Origin of the sequence: Staphylococcus sp. FSL W8-0304 (assembly GCF_038006565.1) — a bacterium.
Taxonomy (GTDB): domain Bacteria; phylum Bacillota; class Bacilli; order Staphylococcales; family Staphylococcaceae; genus Staphylococcus; species Staphylococcus epidermidis.
Genome location: NZ_JBBOVL010000001.1, coordinates 1,289,911 through 1,307,197 on the forward strand (window position 1 = coordinate 1,289,911; position 17,287 = coordinate 1,307,197).

20 protein-coding genes and 1 riboswitch are annotated in these 17,287 nt (G+C 30.5%); of the genes, 17 read left to right on the forward strand and 3 right to left on the reverse strand.

Annotation, left to right across the window (positions count from 1 at the left end; all coding sequences use genetic code 11):
• Positions 1-34: 34 nt before the first annotated feature.
• The 10 genes from comGA (at position 35) to gcvPB (ending at position 8,358) form a co-directional block, all read left to right on the forward strand.
• The gene (gene comGA, locus NST35_RS06125; protein WP_002446534.1) at positions 35-1,009 is read left to right on the forward strand and encodes a competence type IV pilus ATPase ComGA; all 975 of its coding nucleotides are present in this window, start codon (positions 35-37) and stop codon (positions 1,007-1,009) included.
• On the forward strand, positions 981-2,048 hold the full coding sequence (gene comGB, locus NST35_RS06130) for a competence type IV pilus assembly protein ComGB (protein ID WP_002457726.1): 1,068 nt from the start codon (positions 981-983) through the stop codon (positions 2,046-2,048). Before comGA ends, comGB begins: the two co-directional genes overlap by 29 nt.
• Positions 2,049-2,065: 17 nt before the next feature.
• Positions 2,066-2,383: a competence type IV pilus major pilin ComGC gene (gene comGC, locus NST35_RS06135; protein WP_340747276.1), complete on the forward strand. Its 318-nt coding sequence runs from the start codon at positions 2,066-2,068 to the stop codon at positions 2,381-2,383.
• Positions 2,373-2,810: a competence type IV pilus minor pilin ComGD gene (gene comGD, locus NST35_RS06140; RefSeq protein ID WP_002446531.1), complete on the forward strand. Its 438-nt coding sequence runs from the start codon at positions 2,373-2,375 to the stop codon at positions 2,808-2,810. The genes comGC and comGD overlap by 11 nt, the downstream gene beginning before the upstream one ends.
• Positions 2,797-3,090: a hypothetical protein gene (locus tag NST35_RS06145; RefSeq protein WP_002446530.1), complete on the forward strand. Its 294-nt coding sequence runs from the start codon at positions 2,797-2,799 to the stop codon at positions 3,088-3,090. The genes comGD and NST35_RS06145 overlap by 14 nt, the downstream gene beginning before the upstream one ends.
• Positions 3,014-3,505: a competence type IV pilus minor pilin ComGF gene (locus NST35_RS06150; RefSeq protein WP_002457724.1), complete on the forward strand. Its 492-nt coding sequence runs from the start codon at positions 3,014-3,016 to the stop codon at positions 3,503-3,505. Before NST35_RS06145 ends, NST35_RS06150 begins: the two co-directional genes overlap by 77 nt.
• 164 nt (positions 3,506-3,669) lie before the next feature.
• Complete coding sequence (locus NST35_RS06155) at positions 3,670-4,182, forward strand: shikimate kinase (RefSeq protein ID WP_002457723.1); 513 nt, start codon at positions 3,670-3,672, stop codon at positions 4,180-4,182.
• Positions 4,179-4,321: riboswitch (glycine riboswitch) on the forward strand. It overlaps the preceding gene by 4 nt.
• Before the next feature lie 78 nt (positions 4,322-4,399).
• Positions 4,400-5,491: a glycine cleavage system aminomethyltransferase GcvT gene (gcvT, locus tag NST35_RS06160; protein WP_002457722.1), complete on the forward strand. Its 1,092-nt coding sequence runs from the start codon at positions 4,400-4,402 to the stop codon at positions 5,489-5,491.
• Between the two features lie 19 nt (positions 5,492-5,510).
• On the forward strand, positions 5,511-6,857 hold the full coding sequence (gcvPA, locus tag NST35_RS06165; protein ID WP_002446526.1) for an aminomethyl-transferring glycine dehydrogenase subunit GcvPA: 1,347 nt from the start codon (positions 5,511-5,513) through the stop codon (positions 6,855-6,857).
• Positions 6,850-8,358, forward strand: a complete 1,509-nt coding sequence (gene gcvPB / locus NST35_RS06170; protein WP_002446525.1) for an aminomethyl-transferring glycine dehydrogenase subunit GcvPB — start codon at positions 6,850-6,852, stop codon at positions 8,356-8,358. Before gcvPA ends, gcvPB begins: the two co-directional genes overlap by 8 nt.
• A 501-nt stretch (positions 8,359-8,859) precedes the next feature.
• Here gcvPB and NST35_RS06175 read toward each other — a convergent pair.
• Positions 8,860-9,246: a rhodanese-like domain-containing protein gene (locus tag NST35_RS06175; protein WP_002446524.1), complete on the reverse strand. Its 387-nt coding sequence runs from the start codon at positions 9,244-9,246 to the stop codon at positions 8,860-8,862.
• 159 nt (positions 9,247-9,405) lie between these two features.
• On the opposite strand from NST35_RS06175, the gene NST35_RS06180 reads away from it, so the two are divergent.
• Entirely contained in the window at positions 9,406-10,236 is an 831-nt protein-coding gene (locus tag NST35_RS06180) for a lipoate--protein ligase family protein (RefSeq protein WP_002457720.1), read from the forward strand.
• Positions 10,237-10,276: 40 nt separating this feature from the next.
• Here the strand turns inward: NST35_RS06180 and NST35_RS06185 are convergent, their stop codons facing one another.
• Entirely contained in the window at positions 10,277-10,495 is a 219-nt protein-coding gene (locus NST35_RS06185; RefSeq protein WP_001831076.1) for an SA1362 family protein, read from the reverse strand.
• Positions 10,496-10,508: 13 nt separating this feature from the next.
• Complete coding sequence (locus tag NST35_RS06190) at positions 10,509-11,087, reverse strand: hypothetical protein (protein WP_002446522.1); 579 nt, start codon at positions 11,085-11,087, stop codon at positions 10,509-10,511.
• A 102-nt stretch (positions 11,088-11,189) separates the two neighbouring features.
• Here NST35_RS06190 and NST35_RS06195 point away from each other — a divergent pair, with 102 nt between their 5' ends.
• The 6 genes from NST35_RS06195 (at position 11,190) to NST35_RS06220 (ending at position 17,097) form a co-directional block, all read left to right on the forward strand.
• On the forward strand, positions 11,190-12,251 hold the full coding sequence (locus tag NST35_RS06195) for a M24 family metallopeptidase (protein ID WP_002457719.1): 1,062 nt from the start codon (positions 11,190-11,192) through the stop codon (positions 12,249-12,251).
• Between the two features lie 26 nt (positions 12,252-12,277).
• On the forward strand, positions 12,278-12,835 hold the full coding sequence (gene efp, locus NST35_RS06200) for an elongation factor P (RefSeq protein ID WP_001831269.1): 558 nt from the start codon (positions 12,278-12,280) through the stop codon (positions 12,833-12,835).
• A 148-nt stretch (positions 12,836-12,983) separates the two neighbouring features.
• Positions 12,984-14,009, forward strand: coding sequence for an N-acetyl-gamma-glutamyl-phosphate reductase (gene argC / locus NST35_RS06205; protein ID WP_002457718.1), 1,026 nt, complete (start codon positions 12,984-12,986; stop codon positions 14,007-14,009).
• 17 nt (positions 14,010-14,026) lie between these two features.
• Positions 14,027-15,220, forward strand: a complete 1,194-nt coding sequence (gene argJ, locus NST35_RS06210; RefSeq protein ID WP_002457717.1) for a bifunctional glutamate N-acetyltransferase/amino-acid acetyltransferase ArgJ — start codon at positions 14,027-14,029, stop codon at positions 15,218-15,220.
• Positions 15,221-15,229: 9 nt separating this feature from the next.
• Entirely contained in the window at positions 15,230-15,967 is a 738-nt protein-coding gene (gene argB, locus NST35_RS06215; RefSeq protein WP_002457716.1) for an acetylglutamate kinase, read from the forward strand.
• Positions 15,967-17,097 (forward strand): acetylornithine transaminase, encoded by a 1,131-nt coding sequence (locus tag NST35_RS06220; protein ID WP_080009644.1) that lies wholly within the window; start codon positions 15,967-15,969, stop codon positions 17,095-17,097. Before argB ends, NST35_RS06220 begins: the two co-directional genes overlap by 1 nt.
• Positions 17,098-17,287 lie beyond the last annotated feature (190 nt).

Here is a 17,287-nt window from a genome sequence, read left to right on the forward strand (position 1 = left end):
CTCCTACGTTTATATATGTAGGAGGTGATTTTTTTTGAAAATTTTATTTGAACAGATTATCAATCATGCAATTAAGCAAGAAGCAAGTGACATACACTTTATACCATGTGAGGAACACACTATAATTAAGCTAAGAATTAAAGATGAGCTCACAATATATGATACACTTTCATTTCCAATTTATAAAAAATTACTTATATACATGAAGTTTCAATCTGGGTTAGATGTATCAACACAGCATAGGGCACAAAGTGGTAGATATAGTTATAAGATGAAGCGTTTATATTATTTAAGAATCTCTACATTACCGTTATCATTAGGCAATGAAAGTTGTGTAATTCGTATAGTACCTCAATACTTCCAAACTAAACGAGAATCATATGAATTTAAAGATTTTAAACATTTCATGAAAAAGAAACAAGGTCTACTTTTGTTTAGTGGGCCAACTGGCTCTGGCAAAAGTACTTTAATGTACCAAATGGTCCTTTATGCACATCAAAATTTGAATTTAAATGTAATATCAGTTGAAGATCCAGTAGAACAAATACTCAATGGAATCACACAAATATCAGTTAATGAAAAGGCAGGTATAAATTATGAAAGCTCTTTCAAAGCCATTTTAAGGTGTGATCCGGACGTAATTTTAATTGGTGAAATCAGAGATTCTACCGTAGCTAAATACGTGATTCAAGCCAGTTTAAGTGGACATTTAGTTTTGTCGACAATGCACGCGAATGATTGCAAGGGAGCATTATTACGATTATTAGAAATGGGTATTTCTGTCCAAGAGTTGTGCCAGGCAATCAATTTAATTTCTAATCAAAGATTAATCACTACTACTACAAATACTCGTCAACTAGTATCGGAATTAATGTTTCAAAGCCAAATCAATTATTTTTTTGAACATAATCATTCTTTACCTAAAAATTTCACAAAATTATCTACACATTTAAACAAAATGTCTAAAGAAGGTGTTATATGTGAAGAAGTTGTCGATAAATACATTTAAATATAAGAGGAATAAATATCTTACTGAAATACAATCAATAAACTTATTACAGAGATTACATCAGCTTTTAAGTCACGGATTCACTTTATATCAAAGTTTTAAATTTTTAAACTCTTATTTTAAATATAAAGAACGAACAATAAATGAAAAGATTATCCAACATCTACAAAACGGCGCTACATGTTATGATATTTTAAAAATGATAGGGTATCCAGAATTAGTTCTTCTTCAAATAAAATTTGCTGAAAACTACGGTAACATTGATGAGGCTCTCGTTGATACTGTTCAATATATGAAAAGAAATTTGAAAGCTAAAAAACGACTCATCAAAACCTTACAATATCCTGTTGCATTAATTTCTATCTTCTTATTCATATTAACCATTTTAAATATAACTGTCATACCTCAATTTCAACAACTTTATGAGACTATGAATGTTAAATTATCAACATTTCAAAATCTACTAACTCTTATTATTACCCTTCTTCCCAAGCTAACTTTCATTTTTATCTTTATGAGTGGTATAGCATTTTTTATCACTTATAAATTTTACTATTATCTACCAATTGAGAGAAAATTAAAATCTATTTTAAAAATCCCAATGATTAATACGTATTATAAAATATATAGAACTTATCAACTTTCCAATCAGCTTTCTTTATTTTACAGAAATGGTACAAGTCTTCAACAAATTGTCCAAATATATCGTAATGAGCAAGATAACGAATTTCTTAAATTTCTGGGTAATCGTCTTTTTAAAGAAGCTAATAGAGGGCTCCCGTTACCTACTATATTAATGAATCTACAATGTTTTCAAAATGATTTAATTAAATTCATAGAACAAGGAGAGAAAAATGGAAAATTAGATATAGAATTAAAATTATACAGTCAAATGTTATTACAGCAATTTGAGGAAAAAGTGTTAAAACAAACAAAATTTATACAACCTATCATCTTCTTTATCTTGGGAATTTTTATTGTATCTTTATACTTAGTCATTATGCTTCCTATGTTCGAACTTATGCAAACAATAAAATAATTTGAGGAGTGACATCAATGAAAACATTGAAATTATTGAAACAAACACAAGCATTTACCTTGATAGAAATGCTTTTAGTATTACTAATAATCAGTTTATTATTAATACTTATAATTCCAAATATTGCAAAACAAACATCCCATATTCAGTCAACTGGATGTGATGCTCAAGTTAAAATGGTAAACAGTCAAATAGAAGCCTACGCTTTAAAACATAACCGCAACCCTTCTAATATTGATGATTTGGTTTCAGATGGTTTTATAAAAGAAGGACAAAAAACATGTAAATCCGGTCAGATAATTAGTATTGCAAATGGAGAGGCAGTTGCCAATTAAAAACATTAAAGCATTTAGTTTAGTCGAGATGATTTTTACTTTGTTTATTATCAGTTGCTTGTTGATAACAACTTTATGGTCACGAAACCTATTCGACATTCAGCTAATTGATGAAGAACATGAAATTAAGCAATTAATAACAAAATTTAATTACTATAAATCTAAAGCTATTAGCAACAATGAATCGATAACTTTATTATTTTTTAATAATTCAAATAGAGTACAAGTAGTTGAAGAAAATGGAGATAAATATAGTTTTAAACTTAATAAAGGAAAAGTGACTAATATAGCTAAAATTCAAACATTAAATTTTGATAAAAATGGAAATATCAATCATTTTGGTTCGCTCATTTTACAATATAATTCACATGCTTATAGATTAATCTTCCATATTGAAAAGGGGCGTTTGAGATTTGTCAAAATATAAATTTAAAGGGTCTTTAATTATTGATGCATTGCTAGCCTTTTTTATAGTTAGTACAATAACAATGATTTTAATACCTATGTTTTCAAACTTAAACAATCAGTATCTTATCAATTTAAATAACATAAAAATCAAGCAAATCATGATAACTAGTCTTCAACACTATAAAAAGAAAGAACTTTATCAAGGGGTTGTAATAGAAAATTATGAAATACAATTATTCAATCATAAAATATGTGGGGCGGATAAAGCATTTAATACGCGAACATGTATTTCTATTTAATATAAAAGCATTTACCTACATCGAAGCATTATTTGCTTTATTTGTGACTACTTTAATACTCACTTTATTACCTACTATACTTAAATTGACTTCATTTTATCTAAATACTGCTCAAAATAACGAAGATATTCAATTTGAATTTTTTAGAAGAGATTTACTTAAAGAGAAAATGACGACTAAAAACAATTATGAGATCGAAAATGCATATACAATTAAACTTAAGAAAAATAAAGATGTTATTAGGTATATTTATAAGAACCGTAAAATTTACAAAAATATTAATCAAAGAGGTAATATTACATTGTTAAATCATGTCTTATCTACTCGTATATTAAAAACGAACGATAATATAGTGAAATTATTAATAACAACAGGAGATGCGAACGATAAACACAAAGAAATCCTTTTTTTATAGCCAAAAAGCGTTCATTAGTTTATATTTAATAGTAATTTTTTCAATTTATTTATCAATTATATCTTTTTATATCTCTCAATATAGTTTAAAATTAAAGACAATACATAACTTAGATGTTTACTACAATAAAGTTATCGTTAATAAGTTAAAAGAGGTAGATTAATTTGAAGAGTATTCAAGTGCCTATTATTTTAGTTGGTTTCATGGGAACTGGTAAAACCACTGTTGGAAAATATCTTTCAGATTTATATAATTTAAGTTATGTGGATTTAGATAATTTTATTGAAGTAAATGAATGTAAATCTATACCTGATATATTTAATGATATCGGAGAAAAAGGTTTTAGATCATTGGAGACAAAGTACCTAAAAGCATGTCTCAATACTTTCGATATTATTTCAACTGGAGGAGGTATTATAGAAGATACGAATTCATTAAAGCTCTTAAAAAGCCAAAAGCATGTGGTTTGGCTAGATTGTGACATTGAAATCATTTTCAAACGAGTTAAAAATGATTCACATAGACCCAATGCTAAAAGTAAAAATCTTAACCAACTTGATGCCTTGTATTCTTCAAGACTTTCAAGATATAATGAAATCGCATTCATGAAAGTTGATAGTGCACAGAGTGTCTCTGAAATTTGTACTTTAATTAAAACAAAATTATTAAGCGATTGATCAGTATTAGAGAGAATAGAGATCAAAACTTGAATCATTATGAGTTAAACGATTATAGTCTATTACAATTTTGACTCTCTATCGCCGAAGGTGCAAGTGAAATAACGAAACTCTCAGGCAAAAGGATAATACTGTGACGCATTCCTGAAATGAGTATTAAAACAGGGTAGCTTTATGCTATCCTGTTTTTTAAAAATTATTAATTGGGGGTACAAGTATGACAACAGATTTGAAAAAAACACCTTTATATCAAAATTACGTTGATAGTGGTGCTAAAATTGTTGAGTTTGGTGGATGGGCAATGCCTGTTCAATTCTCAAGTATCAAAGAAGAACATAACGCAGTTAGATATAATGTTGGTCTTTTTGATGTAAGTCATATGGGAGAGATAGAGATTAGTGGTAAAGATGCAGAACAATTTATACAATACATCCTTTCTAATGATACAAATCTTCTAACAAATGATAAAGCAATGTATAGTGCTTTATGTAATGAAGAAGGTGGAGTCATTGATGATTTAGTTACATATAAACTTAATGAAAACCACTACTTGCTTATTGTAAATGCTGCAAATACCAATAAAGATTATCAATGGATTAAAAAACATAGCTCTAATTTCACCGTAGATGTAAGCAATACTTCAGACAAATACGGACAATTAGCTATTCAAGGTCCTCGTTCAAGAGCATTGATAAATGAATTAGTGGATGTAGATGTAAGCCATATGGCAATGTTTGAATTTAAACAGAATGTACAACTTTTTGGTAAATCTATTATTCTTTCGCAGTCTGGTTATACTGGAGAAGATGGCTTTGAAATTTACTGTAAGCAAGAAGATACTAAGGATATATGGGAACAATTATTAAAATACGATGTTACACCATGCGGTTTAGGTGCTCGTGATACTCTAAGACTTGAAGCTGGATTACCTTTACATGGTCAAGATTTATCTGAATCAATTACTCCTTATGAAGGAGGAATAGCCTTCGCTGCTAAACCGTTAATTGCAAATGATTTTATTGGCAAATCAGTACTCAAAGCTCAAAAGGAAAATGGTTCCGAGCGTAGAACAGTAGGTCTTGAACTATTAGGTAAAGGCATTGCTAGAACAGGTTATGAAGTACTAGATGAAAATAGTAATCAAATTGGTTTCGTTACATCAGGAACACAATCCCCATCTTCTGGTAAATCTATAGCACTTGCAATAATAGATAGAGGTGCATTTGAAATGGGCAAAAAAGTAATAGTGCAAATACGTAAGCGTCAAGTTGAGGCAAAAATAGTTAAAAAAAATCAAATTGAGAAATAAATTTAAAGGGGTGTAAATATTGAGTCATCGTTATATACCATTAACTGAACAAGATAAAAATGAAATGCTAAATAGTATTGGGGCAAAGTCTATTTCCGAATTATTTGATGATATACCTACAGATATTTTATTAAAAAGAAATTTAAACATTGCCGAAAGCGAAGCGGAGACGATATTACTTAGAAGGTTAAATCGTCTCGCAGCTAAAAATACAACTAAAGAAACACATGCAACATTTCTGGGTGCGGGCGTTTATGATCATTATACTCCTGCTGTTGTCGATGCAATGATTTCAAGATCTGAATTCTACACCGCATATACACCTTATCAACCTGAAATTTCTCAAGGTGAGTTACAAGCAATTTTTGAATTTCAAACACTCATTTGTGAATTAACAGATATGGATGTAGCAAATTCTTCTATGTATGATGGTATGACTAGTTTTGCTGAAGCATGTATATTGGCGCTAAGTCATACGAAAAAAAATAAAATTGTAGTTTCAAGTGGACTACATTATCAAGCCTTACAAATTCTACACACATACGCCAAAACTCGTGATGAATTTGAAATAATTGAAGTTGACCTTAAAGGTACTATTACTGATTTAGAAAAATTAGAACAACTTATCGATGACAACACAGCAGCTGTCGCTGTACAATATCCAAACTTTTATGGTTCTATTGAAGATTTAGAACAAATTAATAATTATATAAAGGATAAGAAAGCTTTATTTATCGTATACGCCAATCCACTTTCTTTAGGATTACTAACACCACCAGGTACATTCGGGGCAGACATAGTAGTGGGAGATACACAGCCTTTTGGTATTCCTACCCAATTTGGGGGTCCACATTGTGGATATTTTGCTACAACAAAGAAATTAATGAGAAAAGTACCTGGTCGATTAGTTGGACAAACTCAAGATGACGAAGGTAATCGTGGATTTGTTCTCACCTTACAAGCTAGAGAACAACATATCCGTCGTGATAAAGCCACTTCTAATATTTGTTCAAATCAAGCTTTAAATGCACTTGCATCTTCAATAGCAATGTCTGCTTTAGGTAAACAAGGGATTTATGAAATTGCAGTTCAAAACCTTATAAATGCTAATTATGCTAAAAATAAGTTTGAAGAGCATGGTTTTGAGGTACTAAAAGCACAATCTTTTAATGAATTTGTAGTCAAATTTAATCAACCAATAAAAAATATTAATCTTAAATTAGCAGAATATGGGTACATTGGTGGTTTTGACTTAGGTGAAGTATCAGATGATTTTAAAAACCATATGTTAGTCGCAGTTACAGAGTTAAGATCTAAAGATGAAATAGATGATTTTGTTATGAAAGCAGGTGAGTTAAATGATTAGTAAATCAAGCCCTTTAATATTTGAAAGATCCAAAAAAGATAGATATGCGTATTCTTTACCACAAAATGACATTGAAAATATCAATATTGCTTCACTCTTAGATGATAAGTATATTCGTAAACATAAGGCTGAGTTTCCTGAGGTTTCAGAATTAGATTTAGTTAGACATTACACTGAACTATCAAATAAAAATTTCGGGGTTGATACTGGATTTTATCCATTAGGTTCATGTACGATGAAATATAATCCTAAAATTAATGAAAAGGTAGCTCGTATTTCTGGTTTTAGTGAATCTCATCCTTTACAAGAAGAAGAACACGTCCAAGGTTCTCTTGAAATTATATATAGTTTACAAGAAGAATTGAAAGAAATTACTGGTATGGATGAAGTTACCCTACAACCTGCTGCAGGTGCGCATGGTGAATGGACCGCTTTAATGATTTTTAAAGCTTATCATGAAAAAAATGGACAAAGCCATCGAGATGAAGTAATAGTACCTGATTCAGCACATGGTACTAATCCTGCTTCTGCCTCATTTGCTGGATTTAAATCAGTAACTGTAAAATCTAATCAACGTGGGGAAGTTGACATAGAAGATTTAAAAAGAGTAGTAAACGACAATACAGCTGCAATCATGTTAACTAATCCAAATACATTAGGTATATTTGAACAGAATATTATTGAAATTGGGAAAATCGTTCATGAAGCAGGTGGTTTATTATATTACGATGGGGCAAATTTAAATGCTATTTTAGATAAAGTACGTCCTGGTGATATGGGCTTTGATGCAGTACATCTTAATTTGCACAAAACATTCACTGGTCCTCATGGCGGTGGTGGACCAGGATCAGGACCAGTTGGAGTAGTAGAGAAATTAGCCAGTTATCTACCTAAGCCTATGGTTATAAAAGATAATGATAGATATAAATATGACAATGATATTCCAAATTCAATTGGACGAGTAAAACCGTTTTACGGAAATTTCGGTATTTATTTAAGAGCATATACTTATATCAGATCAATGGGAGCCAATGGTTTAAAAGAAGTATCTGAAGCTGCCGTTCTTAATGCGAATTATATTAAATCTCGCCTTAAAAATCACTTTGAAATTCCGTTCAATCAATATTGTAAACATGAATTTGTATTAAGTGGAACTTTACAAAAACAATATGGTGTCAGAACATTAGATATGGCTAAACGACTGTTAGATTTTGGTGTGCATCCACCTACAATATATTTTCCTCTCAATGTCGAAGAAGGAATGATGATTGAGCCAACAGAAACTGAATCTAAAGAAACACTTGATTACTTTATTGATGCGATGATTCAAATCGCTAATGAAACAAAAAATGATCCAGATAAAGTTTTAGAAGCACCACATACAACTATAATTGACCGATTAGATGAGACGACTGCAGCACGAAAACCAATTCTTAAATTTGAAGAACTTAAGAACGAAAAGTATAAAGAACACACAAATATTGATTCTGAAAATAATTAAATCACTAAAAAGAAATCTTTATACTAGCTAAAACTTCTATAAGTTACAATAATCAAAAGTTAACTTATACTAATCTTTTACTAAATAGAAAATATCTTTTTTAAAGCATTTAAAAATTAGATTTGATGTTAATACGTAGCTTTTTTATGATATTTTTGAGAAAGGTGCGCCAATCCTCTATACGGGCTGAGACGGTACCTTTTGATGACGAGTCGTTCTCAATATGAAAATTATATAAATAAAGAAAGCGGCTGGGACATCATTCCTAGCAAAATAGCCAGTAAATGAGTTTTTTATAATTCATTTACTGGCTTCTTTATACAAAAAGACAATTTCTATATTTTTCAATAGAAATTGCCTTTTTTTACTTATTCTAGAACATTATCTCCCAGACTTTTCTTTAAATGATTTATATATCATCATCTAAAAAACTCTTTGAAAGCATCTATTAACCTGATCCTTTCAAAGAGTTTAATAACTTAAAGACATCATTTCGTAAAATTACTTTTTAGATTTTATTTTACCTGTCCATTTTTTGTAACCGCCTTTAAGCATGTAAATATTTTTATATCCATTTTTTCTTAATATACGTGCAGCACGATAACTTGCTATACCATTAGCATCACATAAATAAATAGGTTGATCATTTCTTAGTCCTTGAAATCGTTGCTTAAATACTGTGATAGGAATATTACGTGCACCATTAATATGTCCATAATCATAATCCACTTTTTCCCTCACATCAATAACTTGAGCTTTTCTTAAACCCTTATGGAATTCATTCTGGTCTAATTCATTTACAGCTCGCTTATTAAGAATTTGTTGGATAATCATATATGCAATGATAATAACAATAATACCAATTGCAATGTACAAAGAGATACTCATCTTGCATCCTCCCTAATTTACCGATATTATAATTATAAGACTGTTAGTACAATTTATCAAAATATTTTTTCGAGTTAGATTATGTTTATATCACATAATCTAAATATACAAAGAGAAACATAATAGTTTTAATTTTAATATTTCGATAGGGGTATGATTATGACTGAAATATGGAATTTTATAAATACTGGAAGCAAAAATCCTTATTATAATATGGCAATGGACGAAGCGTTACTAAATTTTGTATCGCGTGGAGAAATTGATCCAGTTATAAGATTTTATACTTGGAATCCTGCAACACTCTCAATAGGCTACTTTCAACGGCTCCAAAAAGAAATTGATATTGATAAGGTAAAAGAAAAGGGCTATGGCTTAGTAAGACGTCAAACGGGTGGTAGAGGCGTGTTACACGATAAAGAATTAACATATAGTGTTATTGTTCCAGAGTCTCATCCAAATATGCCTTCAACTGTAACTGAAGCTTATAAAATTATTTCACAAGGATTATTAGAAGGTTTTAAAAATTTAGGTTTTGAAACTTATTTCGCTATCCCCCGTTCTAAAGAAGAACGAGACAAATTAAAGCAACCACGAAGTTCGGTATGTTTTGATGCACCTAGTTGGTATGAGCTTGTAGTAGAAGGCAGAAAAATTGCAGGTAGCGCTCAAACCAGACAAAAAGGTGTCATTCTTCAACATGGTTCAATTTTACAAGATATAGATATCGATGATTTATTTGATATGTTTATATTTAAAAATGAACGACTAAAAGCGAAAATGAAAGAAAATTTTGTTCAAAAAGCTGTAGCTATTAATGACATTTCAAATCAACATATTACATTAAATGAAATGGAGAACGCCTTTAAATCAGGTTTTAAAAAAGGACTGAATATAGATTTTAAACCTCTAGAATTAACGGAAAAACAAAAAGAGGAAGTACAAGAACTCGAAGAAAAATATCGCTCTGAAGCATGGATGTACCGTAAATAATTATGAAGAAAGCAATAAGGCGAAATCATTTGATATCGCCTTATTGCTTTCTTTTTTGTCTTTTATATTTACGAAGTGCTTTTTTATACTTCCTTTGATCTTCTGTTAAAAAGAAGAAATAATATATAATATAAATAATTAAAGCTATAATTGCAAAACTAATAATAGCTTTCATAATTGAAAATAAAAACTCATCAAGATTCATCATTAAACCAAATGCAGCTATCGCTAATATTAAATAAAAGATGAATTTACGCATCTCAAAACTCCTATTAATTTAAATTTGTATTTATTGTTGCAAGTTTTTTTTGACCTTTTTCTATTTTTTTATTATCTTTCGTTTCATATCCTTTTTTAATTGTATTGAATGCTGAAGATAAGTCTTTATTAAGTTGACGTATTTCTTTTTCTTTTTTCTTATCTTCTTCAGATTGTGATTCAGAGTCTACAGATTCTTTATATTTAATGAAAGAACTGTCAATATTATTTGAAATGTCATCTAATTTTCTTTGAATCGTCACTTTATTATTATTTTTATTAACTTTTGACTCAATATCTCTATAATCTTTAATGGCTTTTGCAATAGAATCATAATAATCAGATGATGCTTTTAAATTTTTTATTTTTAACTTATTAGATGAAGCTTCTTTAGTATTTTCTTTATCTTGTTTAAGGGCGGCTATTTTAGATTTATGTTCGCCAATTTCTTGATTAAGTTCTTGAATATCAAGTTTTAATTGATGATTATCATCACGTAACTCAGTCGTTTTATCTTCTAAAGGAGATAAGTTCTGACTCCCACAACCCATTAGCAAACTGCTCGCACCAACTATTAATATTAACTTTTTCATTGTATTCTCCCTAAACCAAAAACTATTATTATTATTACTAGTTATGCTATCATTCTAATGTATAAAATAAAAATGTACAAATGTAAACGTAGGAGGGAAATAATGAATAAATTAAGAAAAGTTCAAGATATCATTGAACATAAGCACTTAGATGCAATCATCGTATTATCAGATTATAATAGACGTTACCTTTCAGATTTTACTGGTACAAGTGGTGCACTAATCATAACACCTAAAAAACAATATCTTATTACTGATTTTAGATATATAGACCAAGCTACAGAACAGGCACAAGATTTTGAAATTATAAATCGAAAATCAAGTTTGATTTCTGAAATTAAATGTATATTAGAAAGAGAAAATTTATCAAATATTGGTTTTGAAGGTCATTTAATCAGTTATGATACTTATGTTGAACTTAATAAAGGATTAATTACTTTAATAAGCATATCTAATGAAATTGATAAGATTAGAGAAATTAAAAATAAGGAAGAAATTCAGCTCATTCAACAAGCGGCTAAGATAGTAGATCAAACATATGAATATATCCTCACTCAAGTAAGTATCGGAATGACAGAACGAGAAATCAAAGCTAAATTAGAAAGTAAGATGTTAGAATTAGGTGCAGATGGCCCTTCATTCGACACAATAGTAGCTTCAGGTTACCGAGGTGCATTACCGCATGGTGTTGCAAGTGATAAGCGTATTGAAAAGGGAGATATGATTACATTAGATTTTGGTGCATACTATAGAGGTTATTGTTCCGATATTACACGCACGTTTGCCATAGGAGAACCGGATCCAAAACTCAAAGAAATATTTAATATAGTTCTAACTTCTCAAAAGAAAGCTATTGAAGAAATCAAACCAGGTATGACTGCAAAAGAAGCAGATGCTATATCTAGAAAGTATATTTCATCTCACAATTATGGTGAGCAGTTTGGCCACTCACTTGGTCATGGTATTGGCCTTGATATTCATGAAGGTCCACTATTATCTCAAAATAGTTCAGATGAATTAAATATAAATAACTGTGTTACTATAGAACCAGGTATATACATTGAGGGATTGGGTGGTGTTAGAATAGAAGATGACATTCTTATTACAGAAAATGGATGTCATGTCTTTACTAATTGCTCAAAAGACCTTATTATTTTAGAGTAAGCGCGTATAATTGAGGAGGAGACTGAATGATTTCAGTAAATGATTTTAAAACAGGTTTAACGATTTCTGTTGATAACGGAATCTGGAAAGTTATTGATTTCCAACATGTCAAACCAGGAAAAGGCTCAGCTTTTGTTCGTTCTAAATTACGTAATTTAAGAACAGGTGCTATTCAAGAAAAAACTTTCAGAGCTGGCGAAAAGGTTGAACAAGCAATGATCGAGAATCGTCGTATGCAATATTTATATGCTGATGGCGATAACCATGTATTCATGGATAACGAGACATTTGATCAAATCGAATTACCTGGTGACTACTTAAAAGATGAATTAAATTATCTAAAAGCGAACATGGAAGTTCAAGTTCAATCTTATGAAAGTGAAGTTATTGGTGTTGAATTACCAAAAACTGTAGAGCTAGAAGTTACTGAAACTGAACCTGGAATCAAAGGTGATACTGCCACTGGCGCAACAAAATCTGCGACTGTTGAAACAGGTTATACACTAAATGTACCTTTATTTGTAAATGAAGGTGACACACTAGTAATAAATACTAGTGATGGAAGTTACATTTCTAGAGGATAACTCTAATTAACTAAACTCCAGAGTATACATCAATAAGATGTTATACTTTGGAGTTTTTGTTTTCAATATGTAAAATTACAAAGTATAGTATTGTAATTATTAATAAATATGTATATAATTACATAATAATACAATAAGGAGTGTATATATGCATATTTCTATAGTAGGTATCACAGGCTATACAGGACTAGAATTGTTAAGATTAGCACTAAATCACCATCATATAACTGTTTCATCGATTCATGCCACAAAAGAAGTGGGAGTGCAAATTTCTGATATATTCCCTCATTTGAAAGGTATTTGTGATAAAGAAATTCAGGCTTTCGACAGTGAATTTATTATGACACATTCAGATTTGGTATTCTTTGCCACTCCAAGTGGCGTTGCAAAAGATTTATCTAAAAATTTTGTTAAAAATAATTTTCCTGTCATAGACTTATCAGGTGACCATCGTTTATCTCCAGATGTTTATCTCAAATGGTATAAAAAATCACCGTGTAATGTAGATATACAAAAGCGTTTTACATACGGTCTTTCAGAAGTAATGAATATTAGTCATCGCAATAGATTTATTGCTAACCCTGGTTGTTATGCAACTGCAACTGAATTAGCACTATATCCCTTAATCAGCAATCATTTAATCCGTGTTGATTCTATAATTGTTGATGCTAAAAGTGGTCTTACTGGAGCTGGTAAAAAATTAAATCAGTCAACCCATTATGTAAATGTAAACAATAATTATGTGACGTATAAACTTAATAAACATCAACATATTCCTGAAATTGTACAAACGTTGCAGTTTTTTAACAAAAATTTACAGAATATTCAGTTTTCTACATCACTTATTCCGGTTAACAGAGGTATTGTTGCAACTATATACACACAGCTTGAAAGTGGAGTGAAAATAAATCAAATAGAATCTACCTACAAGACTGTATATAAAAATAAGCCTTTTATAAGAATTAAAGATGGATTACCACAATTAAATGAAGTAATAGGGACAAATTATACTGATATTGGTTTTGTTTATAACGAAACTACGGGTGTTTTAACAATTTCATCAGTTATTGATAATTTAATTAAAGGTGCCGCTGGCCAAGCTATTCAAAACATGAATCTGATGTTTAATTTCGACGAAACTGATGGTCTAATTTTGGCACCTTTATATATCTAATATAGGGGGACTAAATAATGAATATAATTAAGGGAAATATTGCAAGTCCTCTTGGGTTTGCAGCTGATGGTCTACACGCTGGCTTTAAAAAGAAAAAATTAGACTTTGGTTGGATTGTTTCAGAAGTACCTGCAAATGTAGCAGGTGTATTTACAACTAATAAGGTCATTGCTGCACCATTAAAATTAACAAAAAACAGCATCGAAAAAAGTGGTAAAATGCAAGCTATTGTTGTTAATTCAGGTATTGCTAATTCTTGTACTGGTAAACAAGGGGAAAAAGATGCCTTTAAAATGCAACAACTGGCCGCAAATAAATTGCAAATTCAACAAGAATATGTAGGTGTAGCATCTACAGGTGTTATTGGAAAGATGATGCCAATGTCTATTCTAGAGAATGGCTTTTCCAAACTAGTTAAAAACGGTAATGCTGATGACTTTGCAAAAGCGATATTAACAACGGATACTCATACAAAAACATGCGTTGTAAACGAAGTTTTTGGTAACGATACAGTAACGATGGCAGGTGTAGCAAAAGGGTCAGGAATGATACATCCTAATTTGGCTACAATGCTAGCATTTATAACCTGTGACGCTAACATCTCATCACAAACATTACAACAAGCTTTAAAAGATGTAGTGGAAGTTACATTCAATCAAATCACTGTAGATGGTGATACTTCAACAAATGATATGGTGCTTGTAATGTCAAATGGATGTACAAATAATAACGAAATTAAAAAAGACAGTGAAGACTACTATAAATTTAAGCAGATGCTTCTATATATTATGACCGATTTAGCTAAAAGTATTGCAAGGGATGGCGAAGGTGCTTCTAAATTAATAGAAGTCACGGTTAAAGGTGCAAAAGAATCTAGTGCTGCAAGAATGATTGCTAAAAGTGTGGTGGGTTCAAGTTTGGTAAAAACCGCAATTTTTGGCGAAGATCCTAATTGGGGTAGAATTATTGCTTCTGCAGGTTACGCTAAAACAAATTTTGATATTAATCAGGTAGACATTTTTATCGGTAGGATACCTGTATTAATAAGATCCTCACCAATAAAGTACGATAAAGAAGAAATTCAAGAAATAATGAGTGCTGAAGAAATATCAATTGAACTTGACCTTCATCAAGGGAATTTCGAAGGTCAAGCATGGGGATGTGATTTATCGTATGACTACGTTAAAATCAACGCACTTTACACCACTTAGGAGGAATATATGAAAAACATCATCGTAATTAAGCTCGGTGGTATAGCTATAGAAAATTTAAACGACGCGTTTATACAACAAATTAAAGCTTGGCACCTTGAAAACAAAAAAATAATTATTGTTCACGGTGGCGGCCAAGTCATCAGTGATTTATTAACTAAAAACAATCATTCAACTATTAAAATTGATGGCATGAGAGTGACTGCTAAAAATGACTTACCTATCATATATGATGCTTTAATTAACATAGTAGGACACCAACTTTTAGTGAGACTTAAAGAATCTAATTTAGAATTTTTTCAATTCAAAGAAAAGATAAAAGAACTTGTGAGCGCCGAATTTTTAAATAAAAATATCTATGGTTACGTTGGGAAAGTTAAAGAAATCAACACGATGCTATTAGAAAATATTTTATCACGCGACATTATACCAATTATCACTAGTTTGGGTGTAAATGAGCAAGGGGAATATCTTAATGTTAATGCTGATCACCTCGCCACCGCAATTGCTAAGAGACTAAAAGTCGAAAAATTAGTATATATGACTGATGTCCCTGGTGTAATTGAAAAAGATAAAACGCTTGCTACTCTTACAATTAAGGAGGCAAAAACAAAAATTGAAAATAAAATAATTACTGGCGGCATGATACCTAAAATTGAGAGTGCAATCCAAACAGTAGAATCAGGCGTTGAATCGATTTTAATTGCAAATAATTTACAAAAAGGAACAATCATAAGGGGTGATTAATGATGAGTTATCTTTTTAATAATTACAAACGGGACAATATAGAATTTGTTGATGCTAATGAAAATGAATTAATTGATAAAGATAATAATGTTTACCTAGATTTTTCGTCAGGTATAGGTGTCACAAATCTAGGTTTTAATATGGAAATTTACCAAGCAGTACTTAATCAACTGAATTTAATATGGCATTCACCCAATTTATACCTAAGTAGTATTCAAGAGGAAGTGGCTCAAAAATTAATTGGTCAACAAGATTATTTAGCTTTCTTTTGCAACAGTGGAACAGAAGCGAATGAGGCGGCTATTAAACTCGCACGTAAAGCTACTGGCAAGTCGGAAATTATTGCTTTTAAAAAGTCTTTTCACGGCAGAACGTACGGCGCAATGTCTGCAACAGGACAAAAGAAAATTACAGATCAATTTGGTCCGGTTGTTCCTGGATTCAAATTTGCTATTTTTAATGATTTCAATTCATTTAAATCATTAACTTCAAATAATACTGCAGCTGTAATTATAGAAATCATTCAAGGTGAATCAGGAGTACTACCTGCTGATCCTTTATTTGTGAAGCAATTAAATGAGTATTGTATACAAAAAGATATTCTTATAATTGTAGACGAGGTTCAAACGGGCATAGGTAGAACTGGTAAGTTATATGCTCATGAACATTATCAATTGTCTCCAGATATCATCACATTAGCTAAAGGGTTAGGTAACGGCCTTCCTATTGGAGCAATGTTAGGCAAAAAGAATTTAGGTCATGCATTTGGCTATGGTTCTCATGGCACAACATTTGGTGGAAATAGATTATCATTAGCCGCTGCAAACCAAACGCTTGCTATCATTAATCATGCTGATTTGATGAATGATGTTCAATCAAAGGGCCAATTTCTTATTGAAAACTTAAGAAAAGGTTTAGCAAATAAAAGAAATGTAATTGAAGTCCGTGGTATAGGCTTAATGGTAGGAATAGAGATCAATAATGATCCTATTCAAATAGTGCGAGAAGCTAAACGTAGAGGGTTAATCATTTTAACAGCTGGTACAAATGTGATTAGGTTATTACCTCCATTGAGCATCACTAAAAAACAATTGGAAAAAGGTATAGAAATACTAACTGAAATCATTTGATTTATAAATGGTATCTTATCTAAAATATCGAGTTGATATACAGAGTGTACAATTCAGCAAAGCAACTTTTAAAACACCGTTTCGTTAAAAATACAAAAAATAAAACGAAACGAGTGTCTTTTTTATGCCTTCAATCAATCTCTAAAATATTTAAATAAATAACGACGTTTTGATGTTTAATGAACATGCT

Excerpts from the sequence above, each read along its gene's own strand:
- comGC (WP_340747276.1), top strand. The coding sequence starts at position 2,066 with ATGAAAACATTGAAATTATTGAAACAAACACAAGCATTTACCTTGATA.
- NST35_RS06150 (WP_002457724.1), top strand. The coding sequence starts at position 3,014 with ATGAAATACAATTATTCAATCATAAAATATGTGGGGCGGATAAAGCAT.
- gcvT (WP_002457722.1), top strand. The coding sequence starts at position 4,400 with ATGACAACAGATTTGAAAAAAACACCTTTATATCAAAATTACGTTGAT.
- gcvPB (WP_002446525.1), top strand. The coding sequence starts at position 6,850 with ATGATTAGTAAATCAAGCCCTTTAATATTTGAAAGATCCAAAAAAGAT.
- NST35_RS06175 (WP_002446524.1), bottom strand. The coding sequence starts at position 9,246 with ATGAGTATCTCTTTGTACATTGCAATTGGTATTATTGTTATTATCATT.
- NST35_RS06180 (WP_002457720.1), top strand. The coding sequence starts at position 9,406 with ATGACTGAAATATGGAATTTTATAAATACTGGAAGCAAAAATCCTTAT.
- NST35_RS06185 (WP_001831076.1), bottom strand. The coding sequence starts at position 10,495 with ATGCGTAAATTCATCTTTTATTTAATATTAGCGATAGCTGCATTTGGT.
- NST35_RS06190 (WP_002446522.1), bottom strand. The coding sequence starts at position 11,087 with ATGAAAAAGTTAATATTAATAGTTGGTGCGAGCAGTTTGCTAATGGGT.
- NST35_RS06195 (WP_002457719.1), top strand. The coding sequence starts at position 11,190 with ATGAATAAATTAAGAAAAGTTCAAGATATCATTGAACATAAGCACTTA.
- efp (WP_001831269.1), top strand. The coding sequence starts at position 12,278 with ATGATTTCAGTAAATGATTTTAAAACAGGTTTAACGATTTCTGTTGAT.
- argC (WP_002457718.1), top strand. The coding sequence starts at position 12,984 with ATGCATATTTCTATAGTAGGTATCACAGGCTATACAGGACTAGAATTG.
- argJ (WP_002457717.1), top strand. The coding sequence starts at position 14,027 with ATGAATATAATTAAGGGAAATATTGCAAGTCCTCTTGGGTTTGCAGCT.
- argB (WP_002457716.1), top strand. The coding sequence starts at position 15,230 with ATGAAAAACATCATCGTAATTAAGCTCGGTGGTATAGCTATAGAAAAT.
- NST35_RS06220 (WP_080009644.1), top strand. The coding sequence starts at position 15,967 with ATGATGAGTTATCTTTTTAATAATTACAAACGGGACAATATAGAATTT.